The sequence below is a fragment of the Caproiciproducens galactitolivorans genome, assembly GCF_026672255.1.
GTDB classification, from domain to species: domain Bacteria; phylum Bacillota; class Clostridia; order Oscillospirales; family Acutalibacteraceae; genus Caproiciproducens; species Caproiciproducens galactitolivorans_A.
In genome coordinates this window covers 203,348-225,490 of sequence record NZ_JAPOHA010000003.1, presented here as the reverse complement: position 1 = coordinate 225,490, position 22,143 = coordinate 203,348, and the positions used below count along the sequence as shown (strand labels likewise).

At 50.0% G+C, this 22,143-nt stretch carries 20 protein-coding genes; 2 read left to right on the top strand and 18 right to left on the bottom strand.

The genetic code is table 11. From position 1 onward, the window contains the following. Positions 1 to 120: 120 nt before the first annotated feature. The 11 genes from OUY18_RS04275 to OUY18_RS04225 form a co-directional block, all read right to left on the bottom strand. Positions 121 to 1,026, bottom strand: a complete 906-nt coding sequence (locus tag OUY18_RS04275; RefSeq protein ID WP_268057483.1) for a DUF2156 domain-containing protein — start codon at positions 1,024 to 1,026, stop codon at positions 121 to 123. A 147-nt stretch (positions 1,027 to 1,173) separates the two neighbouring features. After that, a complete protein-coding gene (locus tag OUY18_RS04270; RefSeq protein WP_268057482.1) occupies positions 1,174 to 3,021 on the bottom strand; it encodes a polymer-forming cytoskeletal protein in 1,848 nt (615 codons plus the stop codon). A gap of 320 nt (positions 3,022 to 3,341) precedes the next feature. Further along, on the bottom strand, positions 3,342 to 5,264 hold the full coding sequence (locus OUY18_RS04265; protein ID WP_268057481.1) for a hypothetical protein: 1,923 nt from the start codon (positions 5,262 to 5,264) through the stop codon (positions 3,342 to 3,344). Beyond that, positions 5,239 to 6,138 (bottom strand): ABC transporter ATP-binding protein, encoded by a 900-nt coding sequence (locus OUY18_RS04260; protein ID WP_268057480.1) that lies wholly within the window; start codon positions 6,136 to 6,138, stop codon positions 5,239 to 5,241. Before OUY18_RS04260 ends, OUY18_RS04265 begins: the two co-directional genes overlap by 26 nt. A gap of 3 nt (positions 6,139 to 6,141) precedes the next feature. Then, on the bottom strand, positions 6,142 to 6,513 hold the full coding sequence (locus tag OUY18_RS04255) for a GntR family transcriptional regulator (RefSeq protein ID WP_268057479.1): 372 nt from the start codon (positions 6,511 to 6,513) through the stop codon (positions 6,142 to 6,144). Positions 6,514 to 6,823: 310 nt separating this feature from the next. Further along, positions 6,824 to 7,795: an ABC transporter ATP-binding protein gene (locus OUY18_RS04250; RefSeq protein WP_268057478.1), complete on the bottom strand. Its 972-nt coding sequence runs from the start codon at positions 7,793 to 7,795 to the stop codon at positions 6,824 to 6,826. Next, entirely contained in the window at positions 7,792 to 8,772 is a 981-nt protein-coding gene (locus OUY18_RS04245) for an ABC transporter ATP-binding protein (protein WP_268057477.1), read from the bottom strand. The genes OUY18_RS04250 and OUY18_RS04245 overlap by 4 nt, the downstream gene beginning before the upstream one ends. A 15-nt stretch (positions 8,773 to 8,787) precedes the next feature. Next, positions 8,788 to 9,702: a nickel transporter permease gene (gene nikC / locus OUY18_RS04240; RefSeq protein ID WP_268057476.1), complete on the bottom strand. Its 915-nt coding sequence runs from the start codon at positions 9,700 to 9,702 to the stop codon at positions 8,788 to 8,790. A gap of 6 nt (positions 9,703 to 9,708) precedes the next feature. Next, on the bottom strand, positions 9,709 to 10,725 hold the full coding sequence (locus OUY18_RS04235; RefSeq protein WP_268057475.1) for an ABC transporter permease: 1,017 nt from the start codon (positions 10,723 to 10,725) through the stop codon (positions 9,709 to 9,711). Between the two features lie 120 nt (positions 10,726 to 10,845). Beyond that, positions 10,846 to 12,426: an ABC transporter substrate-binding protein gene (locus OUY18_RS04230; RefSeq protein WP_268057474.1), complete on the bottom strand. Its 1,581-nt coding sequence runs from the start codon at positions 12,424 to 12,426 to the stop codon at positions 10,846 to 10,848. 339 nt (positions 12,427 to 12,765) lie between these two features. Beyond that, the gene (locus tag OUY18_RS04225; protein WP_268057473.1) at positions 12,766 to 13,518 is read right to left on the bottom strand and encodes a tRNA threonylcarbamoyladenosine dehydratase; all 753 of its coding nucleotides are present in this window, start codon (positions 13,516 to 13,518) and stop codon (positions 12,766 to 12,768) included. A gap of 220 nt (positions 13,519 to 13,738) precedes the next feature. Here OUY18_RS04225 and OUY18_RS04220 point away from each other — a divergent pair, with 220 nt between their 5' ends. Then, positions 13,739 to 14,317 (top strand): hydrolase, encoded by a 579-nt coding sequence (locus tag OUY18_RS04220; protein WP_268057472.1) that lies wholly within the window; start codon positions 13,739 to 13,741, stop codon positions 14,315 to 14,317. On the opposite strand, the gene OUY18_RS04215 is transcribed toward OUY18_RS04220, so the two are convergent. The 5 genes from OUY18_RS04215 to OUY18_RS04195 all read right to left on the bottom strand — a co-directional run bounded on the left by OUY18_RS04215 (position 14,309) and on the right by OUY18_RS04195 (position 19,130). Then, positions 14,309 to 16,339 carry a thioredoxin domain-containing protein gene (locus OUY18_RS04215; protein ID WP_268057471.1) on the bottom strand — a complete coding sequence of 677 codons (2,031 nt, stop codon included), beginning with the start codon at positions 16,337 to 16,339 and terminating at the stop codon, positions 14,309 to 14,311. The two genes, OUY18_RS04220 and OUY18_RS04215, sit on opposite strands and share 9 nt — an antisense overlap. Positions 16,340 to 16,521: 182 nt before the next feature. Beyond that, a complete protein-coding gene (locus tag OUY18_RS04210) occupies positions 16,522 to 17,469 on the bottom strand; it encodes an MFS transporter (protein WP_268057470.1) in 948 nt (315 codons plus the stop codon). A 47-nt stretch (positions 17,470 to 17,516) separates the two neighbouring features. Further along, the gene (locus tag OUY18_RS04205) at positions 17,517 to 17,720 is read right to left on the bottom strand and encodes a hypothetical protein (protein ID WP_268057469.1); all 204 of its coding nucleotides are present in this window, start codon (positions 17,718 to 17,720) and stop codon (positions 17,517 to 17,519) included. 199 nt (positions 17,721 to 17,919) lie between these two features. After that, the gene (locus tag OUY18_RS04200) at positions 17,920 to 18,795 is read right to left on the bottom strand and encodes an IS3 family transposase (protein ID WP_268057569.1); all 876 of its coding nucleotides are present in this window, start codon (positions 18,793 to 18,795) and stop codon (positions 17,920 to 17,922) included. Then, positions 18,792 to 19,130 carry a hypothetical protein gene (locus OUY18_RS04195; RefSeq protein WP_268057468.1) on the bottom strand — a complete coding sequence of 113 codons (339 nt, stop codon included), beginning with the start codon at positions 19,128 to 19,130 and terminating at the stop codon, positions 18,792 to 18,794. Before OUY18_RS04195 ends, OUY18_RS04200 begins: the two co-directional genes overlap by 4 nt. Before the next feature lie 278 nt (positions 19,131 to 19,408). On the opposite strand from OUY18_RS04195, the gene tnpA reads away from it, so the two are divergent. Continuing rightward, positions 19,409 to 19,879 carry an IS200/IS605 family transposase gene (gene tnpA, locus OUY18_RS04190; protein WP_268057467.1) on the top strand — a complete coding sequence of 157 codons (471 nt, stop codon included), beginning with the start codon at positions 19,409 to 19,411 and terminating at the stop codon, positions 19,877 to 19,879. A gap of 212 nt (positions 19,880 to 20,091) precedes the next feature. Here tnpA and OUY18_RS04185 read toward each other — a convergent pair whose 3' ends face one another. Together OUY18_RS04185 and OUY18_RS04180 are read right to left on the bottom strand one after the other, a co-directional pair. Further along, positions 20,092 to 21,405, bottom strand: coding sequence for a HAMP domain-containing sensor histidine kinase (locus tag OUY18_RS04185; RefSeq protein WP_268057466.1), 1,314 nt, complete (start codon positions 21,403 to 21,405; stop codon positions 20,092 to 20,094). Between the two features lie 28 nt (positions 21,406 to 21,433). After that, the gene (locus OUY18_RS04180) at positions 21,434 to 22,132 is read right to left on the bottom strand and encodes a response regulator transcription factor (protein ID WP_268057465.1); all 699 of its coding nucleotides are present in this window, start codon (positions 22,130 to 22,132) and stop codon (positions 21,434 to 21,436) included. Positions 22,133 to 22,143 lie beyond the last annotated feature (11 nt).

Below are 22,143 nucleotides of genomic sequence, written 5' to 3'. Positions count from 1 at the left end.
CTGTGTTATTTCGTATTCGCCGCCCGCTGCGGCTTGTCCGTTAGAATTCTATCGGAAAAAATCTGTTTTTCAACTTCGTATCGGCGAAAATCTCCGCCGGGAAACCATCCTGCCCGTTTCTTATTTCCATGCAGAATCCTCAACCGTTACAAAATATTTTTCCAGCAGACGAACCGGGTGATACGACAGTTTTGATTTCCGCAGACCGAGATCGCCGGAATCATCTTCGCGGTTAATATAACGGACTTCCTCCGTTACCTCGTGCAGGGCAAATTGCTGCACAATCATTTGATAAGAGCCTTCATATTCCCGCATCGCTTTTTCTATGTGAACAAAGAGCGTATCTCCAACGATTTCCCCAACCGAAAACGCAACGATCTGCTCGTCCACTTCCAAAAAACCGCCCAGCAGTTCGAAGCGTTGAAAATACGTCAAAATTTCTTTTGCGCGAAGGGTTTCTTCCTTTGCAATCGGGCTGTCCTTAACATGCTCCGGAGCGTAACGGTCGAAAAATTCGATTACCCGCCCGATATTTTCCGCATTCATCGGAACATAGCGGTAATTCGGATACAGCTTTCGAAATTTGTTTACATGGTTTCTTTGCCCGCTGAATCTTCTGCCGGCAAAGCTGCGCATATCCTCGGCAACATAAAGGTAGTCATACCAGTCGCGGCTTTCCGTATAGGTTACCGCATCCCGGTAGCGTTTTTGCAAAATCGCAAGGCCTTCTTCCGGCACGGTACAAAAGATCAGACGCAGATTGTTCCGGCGCGCGTAGTCTTCCAGACGGTCAAGCGCGTCTTCGGTGGAACCGCATCCAATCGGAAAGGTAAAAGCGGTAACCCCGTTTATATACTTGACTCTAAAAAACAGCATCTTTTCTTCCACGGCATATTCACTGTAAAAAAACTTCCTCCACATAAAGGTTCCGGCAAGCGTATAATCACATGTCCTGGATTTTTGGCATTGAAAATACTTGGAAAATCGGGCAACATTATCTTCTTCAATCGGTTTAAATGCCAGCATAAAAGCTCCTTAAAAAGTTATCGTTGATCTTTACGTTATTATATCACAAAATGCAACATCATACAGCAAATACGCAAAAGAGCACATGCGAAAGCCCCCTCATGCGGTTCTTCCGATATGCCCTTTTGTAAATATTCGGGTAAAAGGTTAAGCCGTTGCGATCATGCGCCCGCTCACGCCGTGAGGCACAACGCCGCTTGCCACCTCGATCTGCGTTTGCACCGACTGGCCGCTGCCGGTTTCAAAAATGACGAATCCGGTTCCTTCCGCGCCCGCCTTAACCTCGTACAGATCCAGCCCTTTCTGATCTTTTCCGGCATAATTCACCGTAGTGCAGTTGTTCGCGGAGTGTACATTCAGGCTTTTCCGGTCAAGCCCGTAGATTTTCACCCCGATCAAATATTTTCCGCCGGGATTCATAGTATAGGAAGAAGTATCGACCACAATGCATCCCGCCGCGACCGTTGCAATCATTTTCTGGCCGCCAATTTCAATCGTAACCTGCCCTTTGGATACGCCGGTAACCGGGTAGAGCCAGCCCTTTTTCCCGTCTTTATTATATACGGAGGCTTTCCCAACCGTGGCGACCGAGGAATTGTAGGACAGAGCAGCCGGAGCGCTGCCGGAATCCGTTAAAGCGAGAACGCAGTAAACATTCCCCATACCCACGGTCACCGCGCTGGTGTCAAGGGAAAGGCCGCCCGGACCCTGCGGGGCGGACGCGGAGCCGCTTGTAAGAATGCAGGAATCGGATTTATAGTCGAGCAGTCTGCTTCCTCTGCCGTCTACCAGATAAGCCACCAGCGTCGCCTTGCCGGAACCCGTTCCGGTCGCCGTTACCGCGCAGCTGTGTTTCTGATCATTTGCGCTGATGGTAAACGCGGAAGTATCGCCGTGCAGCTCCCATACCATCTTGGTTCCTTCCGCAAACTCGGAAAACGCGGGCTTTACCGTCGCCTGTATCGTAGCGGATTTCCCTTTTTCAAGGTACAGCGACGAATTGTTCAGGGTGACGCCCTCTTTTAAGGAGCTTGTCAGAACGAAATCTTCGCTGTCGCCGGAGGATTTCTTGTCGAGCTGGTAATCGTAGATCATGGGCTCGTCCCCCGTGAGCATTCCGCGGTCTGCCTTAAAGGCCGTTACGCCGCTGTGTACCGGATTGATAAAAGACAGAAGCGGCTTCCCCGTTATCGCGTTGTGAATGGTCAGCTTTCCGGCAAGATAGGAAAGCGTGCCCGGCCCGGTGAGCGTGTCCAGTTCCAAAGGATAATTGGTTGTAAATTCTCCTTTTTGCGCAATGACCAGTTTCCCCGCTTTTAGTTTTCCGCTTGCCGTTACCGCGCTGCTTGCGTCAACATTGATTGTGAGCATATTGGAAACCGTCGGCAGCAAGCCTTGATAGCCTTTTAAATTCAGCTCGGCCATATTCTCTCCGTCGATCTCTTTTACTTTTAAATTTTTGCTGTTCAAAACAACGGAATTCCCCGCCTTCATCGTGCCGGAAATCGATGCCCCGTCGCAGGAAGAAGCCTCGACATCCTGCGCGGTTAAGGAACCGTATATCGTAATCTTTCCGTTGATCGTCGCCTTTTGGCTGGTTTCCACGTTTCCCTTAATCGTACCTGTATTTAAAGTTACTCCGCCCGTGGAATCTACGGAGCTCATGGTTCCGCCTTTAATTTCAGCCGTGCCGTCACAGTCGATCTTCCCCATCGTACCGCCGGAAACGGTCAGCTTCGAGCCGCTTCCCATAACGTCAACGTCTTTTATATCGCCCGCTTTTATTGTCAGGTTCCCCGTAAAGGAAACGCTTTTATTGGTTACTTCTTTAAAACTGTCCTCGTTCCATTCGGCGCTCCAGGCCGAAGAAGGCCCCAGATACGTCTTCGCGCCATGCTTGTCCACAATGCCGTCGCCATCCGCCGCATTGGCCGCCACCGGCACCGAAACAGCGAGCAGGGCCATTGACAGAAACATGGAAAGAAATTTTTTCATGATAATCCTCCTTTATATATCCAATTCGAACAAAAAGGCCGGTTTAGCCTTATCTTTATTTTCATATTATATATCGTCCGTTTTCCGTATTATTTTAAGAGAAAAGGCAAGATTCCCCTGATAGGAATTTTCTTTTTCCTTTTTTACCGTCAAAATCGGAATGGAAAGGGCGGGACCGACAGACAGGCAAAGCTGAAACGAAATCCGTAATAAACAAAAAAGGTGCGATTTTCATTCGCACCTTTTTCGTTGGATGATGTTTGCAAACGGAAAGCATCAAAATTTTCTAACTCAAAGACATTCTTTTTCCATGATCGCTTTTATTTTGCAGTTGAACCTGATTTGCACCAGCCATATTTATCAATGACCGCTTTCGTATTTACCGCATTGGAGTACAGCGCAAAATTGTTGGTTCCCCGGATATTGATTTTGCCGCTGTACCCGCCGAGGAGGGTTTTCAGTTCTCCGTCCTTTAAAGTAACCGGATCCGCGTATCGGAAGACGATGTTCATAAAATTCTCTTCATTGCGGTAAGGGTTAAACGCACAGTTGACCGTTCCGTTAAGGCAGTCCTTCCGTAATGCTTCCAGCAGCTCCGTCTTTTCATTTCGGTTCAGTACGACGGGAATTTCCTTTGCCTCTTCATTCTTGGAAATCATAGAAATATTTAAACTGTCGATATATTCCGGTTCAAGATAAAACAGAATGCTTGCGGTTTTATGGTATTCGTCTATTTGGGTAATTTGTTCTATCATTTCATCCGATCGCCTTTGAGCCGCATCCTCCGCAGAGTTGTTATAAGTATAGGAATAGGATCTTTTTACTACTCCGCCGTTTTTCAAATGATAGGTAAGGACAAAATTCTCATATTCCCTGCCCTTTAAAGCGTAGGGGAAGAATGTTTTCCGGTTATCTTCTGTAAAAGTGCGATGAATGTTCAATACTTTGCCGATGTTCTCCTTATCCTTAATGGACGGGCTGAGTTCTCCGATTTTTCGGAAATGTTCGTTTTCATTTGCACTGTAAAATTGGTTTTCAGCTCTGGAATTGGGCGCGGTCACTTCAATTTTTTCAACCTCCGCGGCATTTGGCACGCGGGTATCGTACCCGAAAAATCCGGTTGCCAGTACCCCGTAGAACAAAAGGAAAGAGGCCGCGAATACGCCGTACCATGCAAAACTTTTCCGCATTTGCTGAAAACCACGCGAATAAACCGCTTCTACCACAATGTGCGCGGCCAGCGAGCCGGAAATCACACCGATAAAGAAGCTGACCGGCATGCCTGTTGCCATCAGGAGCAGCACGCCGAAGCCGATACCGGACACTGCCGTAACCATGAAGCGGATGATGATTTTCGGAATAGGAAAGGCAAAATTACTTTCCGCGCATTCGCTTTTCCGCCTGCGGCAGAGAAAGATGGACGCACCTAACAGAATCAGGGTGCACAAAATCCACCAGATGAGAAAACCGGCGGAAACGCCGCCTGTTAAATCCCCGTTCCTTCCAAATGGGTAAAACAGCGGAAGAAATCCCGCGGCAAACGGAGAAAACGCGGTAAGCACTGTGGTTTTCGGTGTTAAGGCAATTTTCAGTCCCGGAAGAAGATGGGACGCAAACACGCTGGAGACATAGATCAGAAGCGGGTACGCGGCGTTAACGCCAAGGATGGAGATTACCATATCAAAGGACGTTCCGGTGCAGACCGCCATAAATACGGAAAAAGTCAGCGCCGCGGCAATCATCAGCATACACCACAGCATTTTGCCCCCGACAAACGAAAAACTGTATTGCATATCAATGCGGTAGGATAATCCAATAATCGACACGATTATAAAATTCAGCAGAATCGGTGCAAAGAGCGCGGTCAGCCCGGCGAAGTACCGCCCCAGCAGCATGGGGGTGCGCCGGATTGGAAGGGAATGAAACAGATCCACACTTCGTTTCCGATGCAGGTAACAGAACAACATAACGGCGATAACCACTGTGAAAATCAGGAGAAGCATCATAACAAAGATCAGCATCAAAGAAACACCGTCTGTGTACGCGGAATTCAGCGTATCCACCGTGAAAACCTGCTGCGTATTATTCACAACGTTCGACATCATGATCATGATAATCATAGGAAAACCGATAAACATGAGCAGCATCAGCAGCGCTATCATGCCGCGGATTTTTTTCAATGCCATCCAAAAAGTTACTTTAAACTCCCGCCAACCGTCAGTTAAGAATATTGTCGATGTCATAGCCGGCCACCTCCATTTCACTGATAAATACTTCCTCGAGCGTAAGCGGCAAAATTTCGACGAAGATCGGATGAAGCGAATTGATTTTATTTAAGATCTCTTCTTTAGAACCGCGCACGACAAGGTTGACCAGAGAACCGCGGTTTTCCATTTTTACAATGTCGAGCGGAGCGAATTCGCGGATGTCCGGCGTTGGCTTCAATACCGCCTGAACCTTGTTGATTCCCAGCTTCAATTCGTCCAGATCGCGTTCGAAAACCACCCCGCCCTTGTGGAACAGGCCGATATGATCGCAGAAATCCTCCAGCTCGCGCAGGTTGTGCGAAGCCACGATCACCGTCATGTCGCGCTGGGCAACCTCGCCGGAAACAATCCGCTTCAAAAGCTGGCGCATAACCGGGTCCAGCCCGTCAAATATTTCGTCGAGCAGCAGATAGTCCGGCTGTGCCGCCAGCGCGCAGATCAGCGCGGCCTGCCGCTGCATTCCTTTCGACATATTGCTGATTTTATCCTTTGCGCTGATGGGAAACAGCCTGCAAAGTTCCTCATAACGTTTTTTGCTCCAGTTCGGATAAATCCGTATGTAAAAATCCGCCATATCGTTCAGGGTAGCCTGCGGCAGGAAATACGGATAATCCGAAATAAAAAACAGCTTGGATTTTACATCCGAATTTTCAAAAGGCGTTTTTCCATCAACCAGAATCTCGCCGCCGTCCGGTTCGTATATCCCCGCCAGGGTGCGCAGGAACGTCGATTTTCCCGCTCCGTTTGAGCCGACAAGGCCAAACAGCGAACCGGAGCCGATGGAAAAAGAAATCCCGTCCAGCGCGTTGACCGAATTGAATTTTTTCGTAAGATTCCTTACTTCTATCATTATCTAATGACCCCTCCCGTTAAAAATAGCATTAACCTTCGCAAGGATTTCCGACTTTTCCATGCCGCAGTCCGCGGCGGCCAAAACCGCTTCCTCCAGCTTCTTACCGGCAATTTCCCGCTGCTGGTCGATCGCCGCCCCGCCGCCGGAAACAAACGAGCCTTTCCCCGGAACCGAATAGATAATTCCATCCCGTTCCAGCATTTGGTAAGCTTTCTGCACTGTATTCGGGTTTACGCCCAGCTCCTGCGCCAGTGCCCGGACGCTTGGCAAAGGTTCGTCCTTGTCCATTGCGCCCAGTGCAGCCATCTTCGTAATGGATTTATAAAGCTGCTCATAAATGGGAAGTCTGCTTTTATAATCCAATGTAAACACGAATTTCACCCCTGCTGTACTGTATTATTTGTATTAATACAGTTATAGCATTGATCTGGGATATTGTCAAGATAGAATCTATAAAGAATAATAAAAAACATTTGCTCTCCATGCGCAGAAGCAGGCGCACCCCTCCCGCTCATGCATAGGACTTGAGCAGGGAACCGAAGCCATGTCTTTTCGCTTTGAAACAGTTTTTCCGATTTCCCCGGCACCGCTAATGGGATTGCATAAACAAAAAAGTGCTGTTCGGACAGAAAGTCCAAACAGCACTTTTTGTTTTATTCCGACCGGAAAAGAATCCGGTTCTTTATTCCTCGTACAGGCGGCAGGCGACAAAATGACCGGGGGAAATTTCGCGCAGTTTCGGCACATATTCCTTACAGCCGTCCGTTTTCTTAAAGCAGCGCGAGCAGAAGCGGCAGCCCTCGGGGGGATTGATCGGGCTGGGAACGTCGCCGGTCAGGATAATCCGTTTCTTCGGCTTTGTCGGGTCAATGGACGGAATCGCCGAAAGGAGCGCCTGTGTGTAAGGGTGCAGCGGATTCGCGTACAATTCCTTTTTCGGCGCGATTTCCACCAACTTTCCCAGATACATAACGCCCACACGGTCGCTGATATGCTTTACAACATTCAAGCCATGAGCGATAAACAAATAGGTAAGCCCGAATTCGTCTTTCAGCTCATCCAACAAATTCAGCACCTGCGCCTGTATCGAAACGTCCAGCGCCGAAACCGGCTCGTCGCAGACAATCAGCTTCGGCTGCACCGCGAGCGCGCGCGCAATGCCGACGCGCTGGCGCTGCCCGCCGGAAAATTCGTGCGGATAGCGGTTGCGCAGATGATTGGCGAGCCCAACGCAGTTCAGCAGGTACGTTACCCTTTTTTCAACCTCATTGCCGGGAAGCAGCTTGTTGATTTTAATCGGCTCGGCGATGATGTCGCCGACGGTCATACGGGGATTCAGCGACGCGTACGGGTCCTGAAAAATCAGTTGGATATCCTTGCAGAAGCCGCGGCGCTTTTCTTCGGACAGTTTCGTCAGATCGGTGCCTTCGAACCGAATTTCTCCGCTCGTCGGCGTGTACAGGTTCACCAGCATTTTGCCGATCGTGGTTTTTCCGCATCCGGATTCCCCGACAAGGCCGAAGGCTTCCCCTTTCTGTATCGAAAACGAAACGTCGTCGACCGCCTTCAGAACCGAAGTCGGTCGTCCAAAAAAATCATGCTCCAGATGAAAGTATTTTTTCAGGTTTTTAACCTCAACCAAAACTTCACTCATGCCCGCGCCTCCCCTTCTTCACAATCGTAAAGGAAGCAGCGCACTTTATGGCCGTCGGTTTCCTTTAATTCGGGCACTTCCCTGCGGCAGCGCTCCATGCACCGGTCGCAGCGGTCTGAAAACGGGCAGCCCGCCGGCATTTTCAGCGGGTTCGGAACCATCCCCTGAATCATATATAACGGCTCTTCGCTTTCATCTTCCAGCCGGGGGATGGATTTCAAAAGGCCCAGCGTATAGGGATGCATCGGATTTGCAAATAAGGAGCGCACATCCGCTTCCTCAACAATCTGGCCGCAGTACATCACAAGGACGCGGTCCGCCGCTTCGGAAACCACGCCGAGGTCGTGCGTAATCAGCAGCACCGCCATATTGAATTTTTCGCGCATATGGTACAGAAGATCCAGAATCTGCGCCTGAATCGTCACGTCCAGCGCGGTGGTGGGTTCGTCCGCAATCAAAAGCTCCGGACGGCAGGCAAGCGCCATGGCGATCATGACCCTCTGCCGCATCCCGCCGCTCATCTGGTGGGGATAATCCATTGCGCGCTCTTTCGGGGAAGGGATGCCGACGATTTCCAGCATATGCACCGCCCTTTCCCACGCTTCTTTTTTCGAAAGCTTCATATGCGTCATAATGCTTTCCATAATCTGATCCTTAATGCGGTAAACCGGATTCAGCGAAGTCATCGGCTCCTGAAAGATCATGGAAATCTGGTCACCGCGAATGGCCTGCATTTCCTTCGCGTTCTTTTTCAAAAGGTCCTCGCCCTTGAAGAGGATTTCGCCCCCCGCCACTTTGCCGGGCTCCCGTACCAGTCCCATTACGGAAAGAGAGGTGACGCTCTTTCCGGAACCGGATTCGCCGACGATTGCAAGAATCTCGCCTTTATTGATCGAAAAGCTGATGTCGTTCACCGCGTTGACCGTACCATGCTTCAATTGAAATTCCGTCTTTAAATGGTTTACTTCAAGTAACATGAAAATTCACCGCCCTCAATTCTTTCTCATTTTCGGGTCCAGCGCGTCGCGCAGGCCGTCGCCAAGCAGGTTGAACGCCAGAACCGTCAGAGTAATGGCGACGCCTGGGAAAATCAGCGTGTAGGGCGCGGTGAAAATAAAGCCCCTTGCCCGGCCCAGCATATCGCCCCATTCGGCTGCCGGCGGCTGTACGCCGAGGCCCAGAAAGCCGAGCGCCGCGGTGTCCAGAACGGCGGTGGAAATACCCAGCGTCGCCCGCACCACAATCGAGGAAAGAACGTTGGGAAGAATATGTTTAAAGATAATGCGGCTGTTTTTATTGCCGATGACGCGCGCCGCCTGGATATAGTCATTTTCCTTAACGGACAGGATACATCCGCGCACAATCCGCGCGTATTCCGGAATGGAAACAAGGCCGATGGCGATAACCGCCTTGTCGATGCCCTTGCCCAGCGCCGCCATGAAGGCGATCGCCAGAAGAATGGAGGGAATCGCAAGCATCATGTCCATAAAACGCATGATCACGGTATCCGTTTTGCCGCCGCGGTATCCGGCAATGGAGCCAAGCACCACGCCGATGGTCAGGGAAATGGCAACCGCGCTCAGGCCGACGGTCAGGGAGATGCGCGTACCGGAAATGACACGGCTGAAAATATCGCGGCCAAGCTGGTCGGTGCCGAACCAGTGCTCGGAATTCGGCCAGATAAAGCTTTTCGTCATATCGGAAAGATTCGGGTCGCAGGGCATGATAAACGGCCCGAAGATGGCGACCAGTACAAGAAACAGAATCACAAACAGGCCGGTAAGGGCGGCTTTGTCCTCGCAAAGCGCCTCCCACATCTCTTTTAACTGGGATTCCGGCTTTTCCGGAAGGTCGGCCGTCTGCTCCGGAAATTCGGGCTGCGGAAGTTCCGCTTGATGAATACGCATAACAGGCTAAGCCTCCTTCTTTGAAAATTTGATGCGGGGATCAATGAATGCATAGATGATATCCACCGCAAGGTTGATCAGCACAAAAATACAGGCAATCAGCAGGACGACCCCCTGAACGACCGGAAAGTCGGATTTCAGGATGCATTCTACGGTATAGTTGCCGATTCCCGGCCAGGAAAACACGGTTTCCGTTAAAACCGCGCCGCCCAAAAGGGAACCGAGCTGCAGGCCGATAACCGTCGTAACCGGAATCATCGCGTTGCGCAGGGCATGGTGCGAAACCACCCGGTTTTCGGAAATGCCCTTCGCGCGCGCCGTACGTATGTAATCCTGATTCATGGTTTCCAGCATGCTGGAACGCGTCATGCGGGTAATAATCGCCATGGAGTACATTCCGAGCGCCAGCGCCGGAAGGATTAAGTGCCGCAGGACGTCGGCGAACGCTTCGGTATCGCCGGAAGCAAGCGTGTCATAAATATAGAACCCGCTCGACACAACGGGCTGCAGCAGCGGATCGATTCTGCCGCCGGAAGGCAGGATGTGCCAGACACCGGCAAACAGGATGATCAGCAGAATGCCCAGCCAGAAGATCGGCATGGAAACGCCGATCAGCGCAAGCAGCATGCCGGCGTGGTCAAATACGGAATTCTTTTTCACGGCGGAAATGACGCCGATCAGGATTCCGAAAACGGACGCTAAAATGATTGCGGCAAGCGCAAGCTCGATGGTTGCCGGGAACCGGGCCAAAATCTCCTGTGTAACAGGCGTTTTGGTGTAGTAGGAAGTCCCCAGATTTCCGGTAACGGCGCCCTTCAGAAAATCAAAGAACTGAATGTAAAGCGGCTTGTCCAGGCCGTTTGCCGCCCGCCACGCGTTTGCGGCCTCCGCCGTTGCATGCTGCCCCAAAACAATCGGAGCCGGGTCCGGCGAAAAGACGCGCATAATTAAGAACACAATGACGGAAACGCCCAGCAGTACGGGAATCAGCATCAGAATGCGCTTGACAATATATTTGAACATTATTAACAACCTTTCGTTGCAGTCATCCGAAGAAAACAGGAGAATGCCGGAAGTCGTAACGTACAACCTCCGGCATTTATAGAAGATTCAGAAGTTTCTGCGTTGTCCGGCAAACGCCAGTTAACCTTTGGAAACACCGGAAAGGAACACAACGCCGGTCATGTGGTAGTAGAAGTCTTTCACATTGCTTCTGTACCCGCAAAGGGTCTTTCCGTGGGAAATCGGGAGCCATACAGCCTCTTTGGCAGCCATGTTTTCAAGGTCGGTATAAATCTTGTTCCGCGCGTCGCCCGCGGGCGCGGCAACGCCCTTGTCGATCAGCGCTTTAAATGCGGGGTTGTTGTAACGCGCGACGTTCATGGTCGGGTCCTTGTCGGTCATCAGCTCCATAAAGTTGTCCGGATCGCCGTTGTCGCCCGTCCAGCCGTAGAAGCAGATGTCGTAATCGCCCGCTTTCACTTTCTCTTTGTATGTGGTCCAGTCGTAGGAATCGATAACGGCTTTTACGCCGACCTTGCTCAGGTAGCCCTGAACCGCTTCGGCAAGCGCCTGGCCGTTCGCCGTGTTGTACGGCCGCGGGTTGGAATAGGTAATCATATGAACGGATTTTATGCCCGCCGCCGCCAAAGCGCTTTTCGCCGCAGCCGCGTCATAGGGGACCTGCTTGATGCCGGCGTCGTAGCCGGGCATAAAGGAAGGCATGACGGACGTTGCCGGATCGGAATACCCCTGATAAAGGCTCTTTACGAGTTCCGGAACATTCACCGCCTGCGAAACCGCGGTGCGGGCTTTCGCATCCGTAAACGGCGCTTTGGTCGTATTGTAAGCCATATAGTTGATATTCATGCCGGGCGCTTCGTAGATTTTGTTCCCCGCGCTCTGAATCTGGCTGACAACGGTGGCGTCGATTCCATCGATAACATCCGCTTCCCCGTTGTTCAGTGCGACAACACGCGCGGAATTATCCTTGATAAACTTGAAGATTACGTTTTTGGTAACCGCCTTGGTTCCCCAGTAATTGTCGTTGCGGGTCAAAACAATGTTCTGGCTCTTGGTCCAGCTCACAAATTTGTACGGGCCGGTGCCGCAGGGATGTTCGTTTACATTGTTCTGATTATCCTGGAGCGCTTTCGGGCTGATCATCGGCGCGCCGAGGGACATGGCAAGGTTATTGAGGAACGGCGTGCAGGCCGCTTTCATGTTAATCTTCACCGTGTACGGGTCGACCGCTTCCACGCTCTTAACCGAACCGAATACAAAGCCGGCGTAGCCCATGTCCTCCGTTACCTTCGGCGGAATCTGGCGGTCAATGTTGAATTTCACCGCGTCCGCGTTGAAGTCCGTGCCGTCGTGGAATTTCACGCCCTTTTTCAGGTGGAAGGTGTATGTAAGGCCGTCTTTGCTGACATCCCAGCTTTCCGCGAGGCAGGGCTCCACTTCTGTGGAATCTTTGTTGTACTTCAAAAGACCTTCGTAAATGTTGACAATGATTTTTGCCGATTCGCCGTCGTCAACCAGCGCCGGGTCCAGTCCCCTTGGATCCGCGCCCTGCGCGTAGATCAGCGTGTCCTGCGCGCGGCTTTTTGTCCCGGATGCTGGGGAACCGCTCGACGCCCCTTTGCCACCGGAGCAGGCCGCCAGGCCGGAACAGGCGATTACCGCCGCAAGTACGGCCGACAGCAGTCTTTTCCTCTTTTTCATTCATAAAACCTCTCTTCTTTTTCTATATTCTTTATTTATGCTCCACATTAACACTAAAATGCTTTATCACAGCAAAGCGTTCGGGGTAAAAAGACAGGCGCCCAACATATTTAAGTTAAGCGCCTTTGCTTGAATATGATTTTATCATTATATCTGCAAGTTTGCAATAGAAAATATGCAAAATTATTTTAATTGATTGCATTTTCGTACATATATTCATATTCCATGCAAATACCGCTACATAAAGTGTCATGAGGAGACGGATTCCCGCCGACATCCGGCGTGCCTTTCTCGATAAAAAAACAGGCTCCCAAAAGAACCTGTTTTCATTCGGATATGTTATTTTATAAGGTCTTTAATCACTTCACCGGCCAGAATCATTCCGGCAACGGGCGGCACAAACGAGTTGCTTCCGGGAATCTGGCGCCGGACGGAACATTTCCGTTTGGTTCCCGGCGGGCAGACGCAGTGATTTTTACAGCTGTTCGCCTCATCCGCAAGCGGGGTAAGCGCGGGCTCTTTCGAATACACTACTTTCAGCGAGTCTACCTTCCGCTTGCGAAGTTCGGTCCGCATTACGCGGGCAAGGGGGCAAACCGAGGTTTGATAGATATCCGCCACTTCAAATTTCGTCGGGTCCAGCTTGTTTCCCGCTCCCATGCAGCTGATAATCGGAACCCCCGCCGCTTTTGCCTTTTCGATCAGAACCAGCTTGGAAGAAATCGTATCAATCGCGTCCACAATATAGGAAAAGCCGGACAAATCCACTGTGTCGGCGTTTTCCGCCGTATAAAACATCGGGTAGATTTCGACCTGCGCATTCGGGTTAATATCCAGAATGCGGTCGCGCATTACCTCGACCTTCGGCTTTCCGATCGTTTTTCGCGTAGCGATCATCTGGCGGTTGATATTGGTAAGGCAGACCTTGTCGTCGTCAAACAGCGCGATGCGCCCGATTCCCCCGCGCGCCAGCGCCTCCACCGTATAAGAACCGACCCCGCCGACCCCAAAGACCGCAACGGCCGCTTCCTGAAGCTTTTGCATGGCAGCCGCTCCGAACAGGAGCTCCGACCTGGAAAATTCGTTCAACATAAAAATTCCCACCTGTATGCGCAGCATCGGCGTTTTCCCGCCAATGTCCCCGTTTATTTCGGTTTAAATTATAGCGTAACGGTTCGGCGTTTACAATGGCCGTATAGAAAAAATAACCTACTTTTCCTATCATGATAGTAATGTATTGACTTTTTATTCTCCGCACAGTATGATAAAAGGCAAATCCAACGAAAAAGGATACGGAAGGGAAGGATTTCACATGAATCTGAACATCACCCGCGAGCAGGCCTGGGCTTTGCTCACAAAATACAATCAGGACCCGTTTCATCTGAAGCATGCCCTGACCGTCGAAGGCACCATGCGGTATTTTGCGGATACGCTCGGTTTTAAAGAGGAACAGGATTTCTGGGGCATCGTCGGGCTGCTTCACGATCTGGACTTTGAACGTTACCCGGAGGAACACTGTATCCGCGGGCAGGAAATCATGCGGGAAAACGGGATCAGCGAGGATATCATTCATGCGACGGCAAGCCATGGGTATAACCTGACGGTGGATATCAAGCCGGAGCACACCATGGAAAAGGTGCTTTACGCAGTGGACGAGCTGACCGGGCTGATCGGCGCCGTGGCTCTGATGCGGCCTTCAAAAAGCGTGCAGGATCTGGAATTAAAATCCGTCAAGAAGAAATTCAAAACTGCGAGTTTTGCCGCTGGCTGCTCTCGCGACGTCATCCGAAACGGAGCGGAAATGCTCGGCTGGGATCTGGACAAGCTGATTGAACAGACGATTTTAGCCATGCGGACGTGCGAAGACGCGGCCAAAACCGTTTCAGAGTAATTTTTCGAGTTCCTCAAGGGTATAGACCGGGGGCGCGCATACATTGTTTTCACAAACAAAGTATGCGCTTTTTTCTTTGTCCGGCGCATAGGCTTTCGTAAACTCCGCAACCTTTTCCAGCCGCTCCGCATTTTCCGCGTTTTTGACGAGTACCGCAGTGTTAAACAGGAATTTTTTGCGGAACAGGGCTTTCAGCGGCTCCATCTCCGCTTTGTCTTTCACGACGCAGACAATTTCCTTGGAAGGGTACAGCGCGGACATCATCGCAAGCAGGGCAAAGCAGTATCCGGCCGGATAACCCTGCGCGGCTGCGGCTAAAAACGCAAGCTGTTCTTCCGCAGTCTCCCGCAGTTTTGTGTCTCCAGTCAGCGCGAACAGCTTCAGCATGCAGGACGCGGCAACGGAATTTCCGGAAGGAATGGCGCCGTCGTAGGTTTCTTTCGGGCGGCGGATCAGCGGCTCCGCTTCCTTGTCGGAGAGGAAAAAGCCGCCGTTTTCCTTATCGTAAAAGCGGTTTATCATTTCCTGATTCAGTGCCGCGGCCAGTTCCAGATAATGCACATCAAACGTGGCGTCGTACAGGTTCAGCAGCGCCCAAACGGAAAAGGCGTAATCGTCCAGCCCGCCGACCCCCGCGGCTTCGCCGTCGCGCCAGCGAACCCGAAGCCCGCCGTTTTCGTTCATCAGATGGTCTGTTAAGAAACGCATTGCTTTTTCCGCCGCATCAAGATACTGCGAATCGCCTAAAATGCGGTATGCTTTTGCCAGAGCGGCAATCATCAGCGCGTTCCATGAGGTGAGAATCTTGTCGTCCACGCGCAGCTCGGTACGTTCTTTCCGGTACTGATAAACGCGAGGAAGCAGCCGCCCGATTCTCTCCTCCATTATTTGATCATCTTCCTGACCGATCAAATTGGGAATGCTTTTCCCTTCGAAATTTCCGTCTTCCGTGATATGGAAGGTCCGGTTGAACGCTTCCCCGTCCTCCTTCCCCAGAAGCGACAAAATCTCTCCGGGGGTAAAGACATAATATTTTCCTTCTTCCCCTTCGCTGTCCGCGTCCTGCGCACAATAAAATCCTCCGCCGATGTCCGTCATTTCCCGTAAGACATAATCCATGACTTTCACCGCAACCATTTTATAAAAGCCGGTTCTGGTAATTTGATAGGCTTCAAGGTAAGCCATCGTCAGCAGGGCGTTGTCATACAGCATTTTTTCAAAATGCGGAACCAGCCACTCCGCGTCCGTTGAATAGCGGGAAAAGCCGTAGCCGATATGGTCAAAAATGCCGCCGCGGTACATTTGCCGCAGGGTTTTTTCAACCATCTCCAGCGCCCGCTCCTCGTTTTCCAGCATGGCAAAACGCAGCAAAAAGAAAAGGTTCTGCGGCGTAGGGAATTTCGGGCTCCGGCCAAAGCCGCCGTTGCGGCTGTCAAAATGATCGGAAAGCTGCTTTTCCGCGTCGTGAATGAACTGTTTGGACGGCTGGCCCGTTTTCTTTTCCGCACCGCCCCGAATTGCCTCCGTAATCTCTTTTCCCGACCGGACGATCTTCTCGCGGCGGTCACGCCACTGCTGCGCGACCGAGCCCAGCAGATCCATCAGTCCTATCGAGCCAAACCGTGAGTTTTTGGGGAAATAAGTGCCCGCGAAGAAAGGCTCCTGCTCCGGCGTCATGAAAATCGTCAGGGGCCAGCCGCCGCTGCCGGTCAATGCCTGACACACCTCCATGTAAACCGCGTCCACGTCGGGGCGTTCTTCCCTGTCCACCTTGATACAGACGAAATCGCGGTTCAGTCTTTCCGCAACTTCCGCGTCCTCAAAACTCTCCCGCTCCATCACATGGCACCAGTGGCAGGTCGAATAGCCGATGGAAAGGAAAACCGGCTTGTCTTCCTTTTTTGCCGTTTCAAACGCTTCGTTCCCCCATGGATACCAGTTCACGGGATTATAAGCATGCTGAAGAAGATAAGGAGATTTTTCATGGATAAGCCGATTCGCTTTTTCCTGCATATTTCGCATAATATCACGCCCTTTTCCATTTTTGCATTTCTTACTATACCCAAAAAAGCTATGGGATATCATCCCACAGCTTTTTTGGGCGAACTTTTTTTATGGCTTTTGGATTTCCGGTACTTCAATTATGATCGGCTTCACGAAGGTTCCGCTCCTAAATTGATCGATGGAAACTCCCGCCGGGACCTTTAACCCGGAGAATCATTCCCGGAAACCTTTTCCCGATAAAACGGATTTTGAAATAAAATCAGAACGAGCAGCGCATTGAGCAGCAAAATCGCCCCATTCAAATAAAACGGAACCGCGTGCCCTGCAAAATCATACAGCCAGCCGCCGAGCAGCGGGCCGATCGCCGCGCCCAAACTGGATATAAAAAGATAGAAGCCATAAGCGGAACCGCGGAAATTCTCCTGCGTCAAGTCCGCCACCATCGCTTCTTCCGCGGGCGACGCCATAACCGTTCCGACCGATTCCAGTACCCACAGAAGAACTAAAACGGCAAGACTGTTGCAGTATGTAAACCCAAAGGATACGATTCCGGACCCCAAAAGCCCGAAAATCATCGGAGGAATCCGGCCGATTTTGTCGCTGACCCCTCCCAGCTTCGAAGGCAGCAGGGCATAGACCAAGGCCGCCGGTATGTAGGCAAGCCCTATGACACTCGGTTCCGTCGTGAATTTGTCCTGAAGATAAATCATCAGCAGCGGACTTAGCATGGAGGCCGAAATCGAGCTGATAAAAACAATGGCCAGCAATTTCAGAAAATTTTTATCGAACTGCTTTTTTTCATTCGGAAGATGTTCTTCCTTCTGCATTTCTTTTTTTGTTTCCGGGATAAACCGGAAGGCAATCAGCGCCGCGGCGAGAGACAAAACAGCATACCCTTTAAACAAAGCGCTCCATCCGCGCAGAAAGGGCACGCTGCCCAAAATCGCAAAACCAATACAAGCGCCCAAAACCGCGCCTTTGGCGCTGGCTCCGTCGACCTGCCCAATGGAGGAACCCCGCTTTTCCGTGTCCGAAAGATCCATCGCGATGGAATAAGCCGTAACCCACATAAACGACGCGCCGACCGCCTGTATTAACCGGCTGATATACAAAAGCGTAATGCTGGTTGAAACAGAGAACAGAAACATGGAAGCCGCGTAAAACAAAAAGGAGCAGACAATAAACCGCTTTCTTCCTAGCGGTCGATTCCTTTTCCAATCCAAGGGCGAAGCAGGAACGTGACAATGCTGAAAACGGAAAACATTCCTCCGATGGTTACCGCGTTTCCTCCGATTTGTTTGCTGTAAATCGGCAGAAGAAAAGCCATCAGTCCAAAGGAAAACGAACCAAGCATTACGCAGGTTTTCAGTCTATTGCGAATTTTGAGCTTATCATCCATAAAGTTCCACCTCGAATGGTATTGACCGTATTGAGACTGATAAAGGAAGGGGAAAATCCGGGGAGCAAAACATTTAATTAGAAGTTTCTATTTTGGATTATTGTAACACCGGATACTTTTCTTTGCAAGAAATGATAAGATAGTCAAAACCTCCAGCTAAGTGAACTGGTCAATAGAAAGTAGACAGAAAAAACAATTTTTATGTACCCCTGTCCAAACGAAACTGGACAGGGGTTTTGTAATTCAGTTTAGATACAGGCCTTTGAAAATTAAAATAGGTCACAGCTTGTTTGATAACCAGGAAAATGTCATTTAATTGTTTGAAATGAAAATCAAGATTTAACTCCTCTTTAAACCAGCCAAAGAAACTTTCGATGACAGCATTGTCGTGAGGAGTCCCGGCTCGGGACATGCTTTGAATAATACCGTTACGTTTCAGCAGGGTGGTAAAAGCCGGAGAGCAATATTGCGATCCCTGGTCTGTGTGGATGATAGTCTTCTGTACAGAGGCTTTTCGACGGATTTGAAGAAATTCTTTTAAGGGCTTCAGAATAAAGGGCAAATCCTCTCGGAAGTCAAGATTCCAGGAAAGCATCTCGTTGTTGAATAGATCCAAATAACAAGTAAAGAAGCATTTCCTGCCATGCCAATAAAACTCTGTAATGTCTGTTACAACTTTTTGTAAGGGTATCTGTGAATAGAACTGACGGGCGAGGATATTTGGAAAGACAGGATGAGGCTTTCCCACTCCGCCCCAGTGCTTTTTCTTTCTTGCTTTCGACTGAATGCCGGCGGCCCGCATACAGGCTAAAACACGGGGCAGACAGACGTACCAGCCGGTATTGGCTAAAATGCGGTTACGGATTCTCCGATAACCAAAGCTTGGCTTTTCACTATGTATTTCTCGAATCATGGAAATGATTTCGTGCTTCTGAATTTCCGAATAATTCGGCTTATCCTTACGGCGTATCCACTTGTAATATCCCGACCGTGATACACCAAATTCCTGACATAGCCAGATGGTTGCATAATGACTGCTTAATTCTAATATGGAGTTGTAGTATAGCCGCTTCAGCTGCCTTTTCCGGCATTCCCCCTCTGATATTCTAACAGTTTTTTTAGCTTAGCCAGTTCAATATCCTTTTTTGCCAACTCATATCGCAATTGATCTTCCGTGGATAATCTTTTTCGTTTTTGATAAGTGAGTAAAGGGTTCCCAGGATGCCGTTTCGTCTCCAGCCCAATCTCACCTTTATCCCGGTATGCTCTTGCCCAATGGCAGATCCGTGATTTGTCTAATCCCAATTCTTTTGAAAGCTTTCCGCTGCTCTCACCATCGATATTCCTCTTTACAACTGAAAGTTTGTACCCTTTACTGAAATATCTTCTTGTTCCACCTTTTTTACCCATCCTTTTTCACTCCCCAATAAAAGTATAACCTGTAAGTAAACAGTGGTTTTTCTGTCTACTTACAGGTTATCACTTCACAGAACTGGTGGATTTTATACCATAGAAAGAAAAAGAGATGCCCTTTTAAAAAGCATCTCTTTTTTCTATTATAGCTTAAGCGCAAAGAACCACCAGCTTTGCTGGTGGGATAAAAAATCTTTAGATACAAGAAAACCTCCTTTTGTTAAAATAGATGCAGGTTTGCCAACCGCATTAAGAAAACAAAAGGAGGTTATGTCATGAAAGACATACAAAGTCTATCACATTCGAAGTGGAGATGCCAGTACCATGTTGTATTTGCTCCAAAATATCGTAGAAAAGAAATATATGGGAAGATAAAAGCGGATATAGGGAAGATACTGAGAAAATTGTGTGAGCAAAAAGGCGTAGAAATCATTGAAGCACAGGCATGCCCAGACCATATTCACATGTTGGTGAGTATACCGCCGCACATTAGCGTAGCACAATTCATGGGGTATCTTAAGGGAAAAAGTAGCTTGATGATATTTGATAGACATGCAAACTTAAAATACAGGTATGGAACTCGGCATTTTTGGTGCCGTGGATATTATGTTGACACGGTAGGCCGCAATAAAAAAGCAATTGAAGAATATATCAAAAATCAATTGCAAGAGGATATTGCCGCAGATCAGATAAGTTTTAAAGAATATATAGACCCGTTTACGGGTAGCAAGGAATCAAAGGCATAAAAGAAGGCCGCTTTAGCGGCGGCCTGTAAAAGTAATGCGGTTGGTAAACTATTTCAGTGCGTCTTAAGACGTATGCCAGTACTATGCCCTTCTAGGGCTTGTGCATACCACGCGTTCAACGCGTGGTTTTGATTTACGATCGCTGACGCAGCTTATTATCCTGCATCAGGGGGTATTTTATCATTGTCTGTTTTTACTGGTCTCGTTCCCATTCAGACCGGGCGTTCGTCCGCTTCCGTATTCTGTTCTTCCGGCAGGATAAACCGGATTTTTGTTCCTGTTCCGGGCTTGCTTTCCACGCGGATTTCTCCGCTGTGGCGTTCCACAATCCATTTTACGATGGACAGCCCCAGCCCGGACGATTCCTTTGCTTCGCGCGACCGCACGGTATCGGCTTTATAGAAGCGGTCGAAAATATAAGGAAGGTCTTTTTCCGCGATTCCTATGCCGGTATCGGCGACTTCAATTTCAACACAGCCGTCTCCCCGGCGGCAGGAAACACGGATGGTCCCGCCTGAAGGCGTATAATGCATGCTGTTTTCCAGTACCGCACGCACCGCCTGTTTGATTAAATCCGGGTCCGCGGTAAGGAAAACATCCGGCTCTATCTCCGACACAATGAAATGTTCCCCGCTGATCAGTTCGGTATCTTCGGCAATATCCTGCACCAGCCCGCTGACGTTAAACCGCTCAAAGCGGATGGGCTGGGTTTTCTGATCGGCCCGCGCCAGAAACAGAAGGCGTTCCACAAGCTGCCGCATATTTTCGGTCTCCTCCACGATTTTCGCAACGGACTCGTCCCTTATTTCCGCGTCCCCGCTGCCCCAGCGGCGCAGGAGATTCGCGTAGCCGGAAATGACCGAAAGCGGCGTGCGCAGCTCATGGGAGGCATCGGAAACAAACTGATTCTGCTGTTCATAGGACGCCTGTATGCGATCCAGCATTTCGTTGAACGTTTCCGCCAATTCTTTCAGTTCATCGTGGGAATGGACGGTATCGATGCGCTTGCTGAGGTCATTTGCGGAAATGGAACGCGCCGTACAGGTCATGTCGTAAATCGGACGCATCATTTTCCGCATAAGAAACGCGCCGTATACGGCAGCCAGTAAAAGCAAAGCGGACAGAATCACCAAAAAGCCCGGAACGGAAAGGTTGCCCACGACGGAAGTACTTTCACAGTCGACTACCCTCACAAAAGCCCCCTTTCCGGGGCGGTCGATACGCCTTACGGTGTCCGCATAATTTCCCCCGCCGGCCGGCATTTCCCCGAAACGGACAGCACGGTCCGTCTGCTCGAAACGGACTTCAATATAGACCCTGTTCGCCTTTGCAAAGGATTCGAAATCAATGCGCCTTTGCTCACGTTCCAGATGTTCCTCCACAAACGAAGCAATATTGTCCAGACGCTGCATATGTACAGCCCGAACCGTAACCGCCCACGAAAGGACTCCCACAGCAGCGGCAAGAAGCAGCCCGAAGATCGTCGTATAAATCGCGGTCGCTTTAAAGGCAATCGAGAATTTCATGTTTTTCCTGCCGGACCAGCTAAAATTTTTAAATCGGTTCATTTTTTTCATTTAAGTTAATGATGTATCCTACGCCGCGGATAGTCCGTATCAGTTCCAGATGATACGGATAGTCAATTTTATTGCGGAGATAACGTATGTAAACATCCACCAGATTTGTTTCGCCCTTAAAATGGTACCCCCACACCTGTTCCATCAAGCGGTCGCGGGAACATACCGTATCGTGATTTTTTAAAAGATAATATAGGAGATCAAATTCGCGCTTTGTTAAATAAACCGGTTCCCCTGCATAGGTCACCAGATGCTTCGAGTGATCAACAACCAGTTTCCCCGCCGTCAGAATTTTGGGCGGCTCCGGGGGCGCCGTTTTTTTCAGCGCCGAACGCATACGGGCAAGGAGTTCTTCAATTGCAAACGGTTTGGTCAGATAATCGTTCGCGCCGCCGTCCAGCCCCGAAACCTTGTCCGCAACCGCGTCCTTCGCCGTAAGCATAATGACCGGCGTTTTCGAAGCGTTCCGGAATCGTTTCAGGATTTCCATCCCGTCCATCGACGGCAGCATGACGTCCAGCAGGATGAGGTCGAACTCTTCCCTCAGGGCGCGCTCAAGGCCGCTGAAACCGTCATACTCCTTTTCCACGGAGTACCCTTCGTGAACTAATTCCAATTCCAGAAAGCGGACGCTGTTTTTATCATCATCTATAATCAGTATTCTTTGACCGGGCATTGCTTTGCATC

Excerpts from the sequence above, each read along its gene's own strand:
- OUY18_RS04275 (WP_268057483.1), bottom strand. The coding sequence starts at position 1,026 with ATGCTGGCATTTAAACCGATTGAAGAAGATAATGTTGCCCGATTTTCC.
- OUY18_RS04270 (WP_268057482.1), bottom strand. The coding sequence starts at position 3,021 with ATGAAAAAATTTCTTTCCATGTTTCTGTCAATGGCCCTGCTCGCTGTT.
- OUY18_RS04265 (WP_268057481.1), bottom strand. The coding sequence starts at position 5,264 with ATGACATCGACAATATTCTTAACTGACGGTTGGCGGGAGTTTAAAGTA.
- OUY18_RS04260 (WP_268057480.1), bottom strand. The coding sequence starts at position 6,138 with ATGATAGAAGTAAGGAATCTTACGAAAAAATTCAATTCGGTCAACGCG.
- OUY18_RS04250 (WP_268057478.1), bottom strand. The coding sequence starts at position 7,795 with ATGAGTGAAGTTTTGGTTGAGGTTAAAAACCTGAAAAAATACTTTCAT.
- OUY18_RS04245 (WP_268057477.1), bottom strand. The coding sequence starts at position 8,772 with ATGTTACTTGAAGTAAACCATTTAAAGACGGAATTTCAATTGAAGCAT.
- nikC (WP_268057476.1), bottom strand. The coding sequence starts at position 9,702 with ATGCGTATTCATCAAGCGGAACTTCCGCAGCCCGAATTTCCGGAGCAG.
- OUY18_RS04235 (WP_268057475.1), bottom strand. The coding sequence starts at position 10,725 with ATGTTCAAATATATTGTCAAGCGCATTCTGATGCTGATTCCCGTACTG.
- OUY18_RS04230 (WP_268057474.1), bottom strand. The coding sequence starts at position 12,426 with ATGAAAAAGAGGAAAAGACTGCTGTCGGCCGTACTTGCGGCGGTAATC.
- OUY18_RS04225 (WP_268057473.1), bottom strand. The coding sequence starts at position 13,518 with ATGTTGAACGAATTTTCCAGGTCGGAGCTCCTGTTCGGAGCGGCTGCC.
- OUY18_RS04220 (WP_268057472.1), top strand. The coding sequence starts at position 13,739 with ATGAATCTGAACATCACCCGCGAGCAGGCCTGGGCTTTGCTCACAAAA.
- OUY18_RS04215 (WP_268057471.1), bottom strand. The coding sequence starts at position 16,339 with ATGCGAAATATGCAGGAAAAAGCGAATCGGCTTATCCATGAAAAATCT.
- OUY18_RS04210 (WP_268057470.1), bottom strand. The coding sequence starts at position 17,469 with ATGTTTCTGTTCTCTGTTTCAACCAGCATTACGCTTTTGTATATCAGC.
- OUY18_RS04205 (WP_268057469.1), bottom strand. The coding sequence starts at position 17,720 with ATGGATGATAAGCTCAAAATTCGCAATAGACTGAAAACCTGCGTAATG.
- OUY18_RS04195 (WP_268057468.1), bottom strand. The coding sequence starts at position 19,130 with ATGGGTAAAAAAGGTGGAACAAGAAGATATTTCAGTAAAGGGTACAAA.
- tnpA (WP_268057467.1), top strand. The coding sequence starts at position 19,409 with ATGAAAGACATACAAAGTCTATCACATTCGAAGTGGAGATGCCAGTAC.
- OUY18_RS04185 (WP_268057466.1), bottom strand. The coding sequence starts at position 21,405 with ATGAAATTCTCGATTGCCTTTAAAGCGACCGCGATTTATACGACGATC.
- OUY18_RS04180 (WP_268057465.1), bottom strand. The coding sequence starts at position 22,132 with ATGCCCGGTCAAAGAATACTGATTATAGATGATGATAAAAACAGCGTC.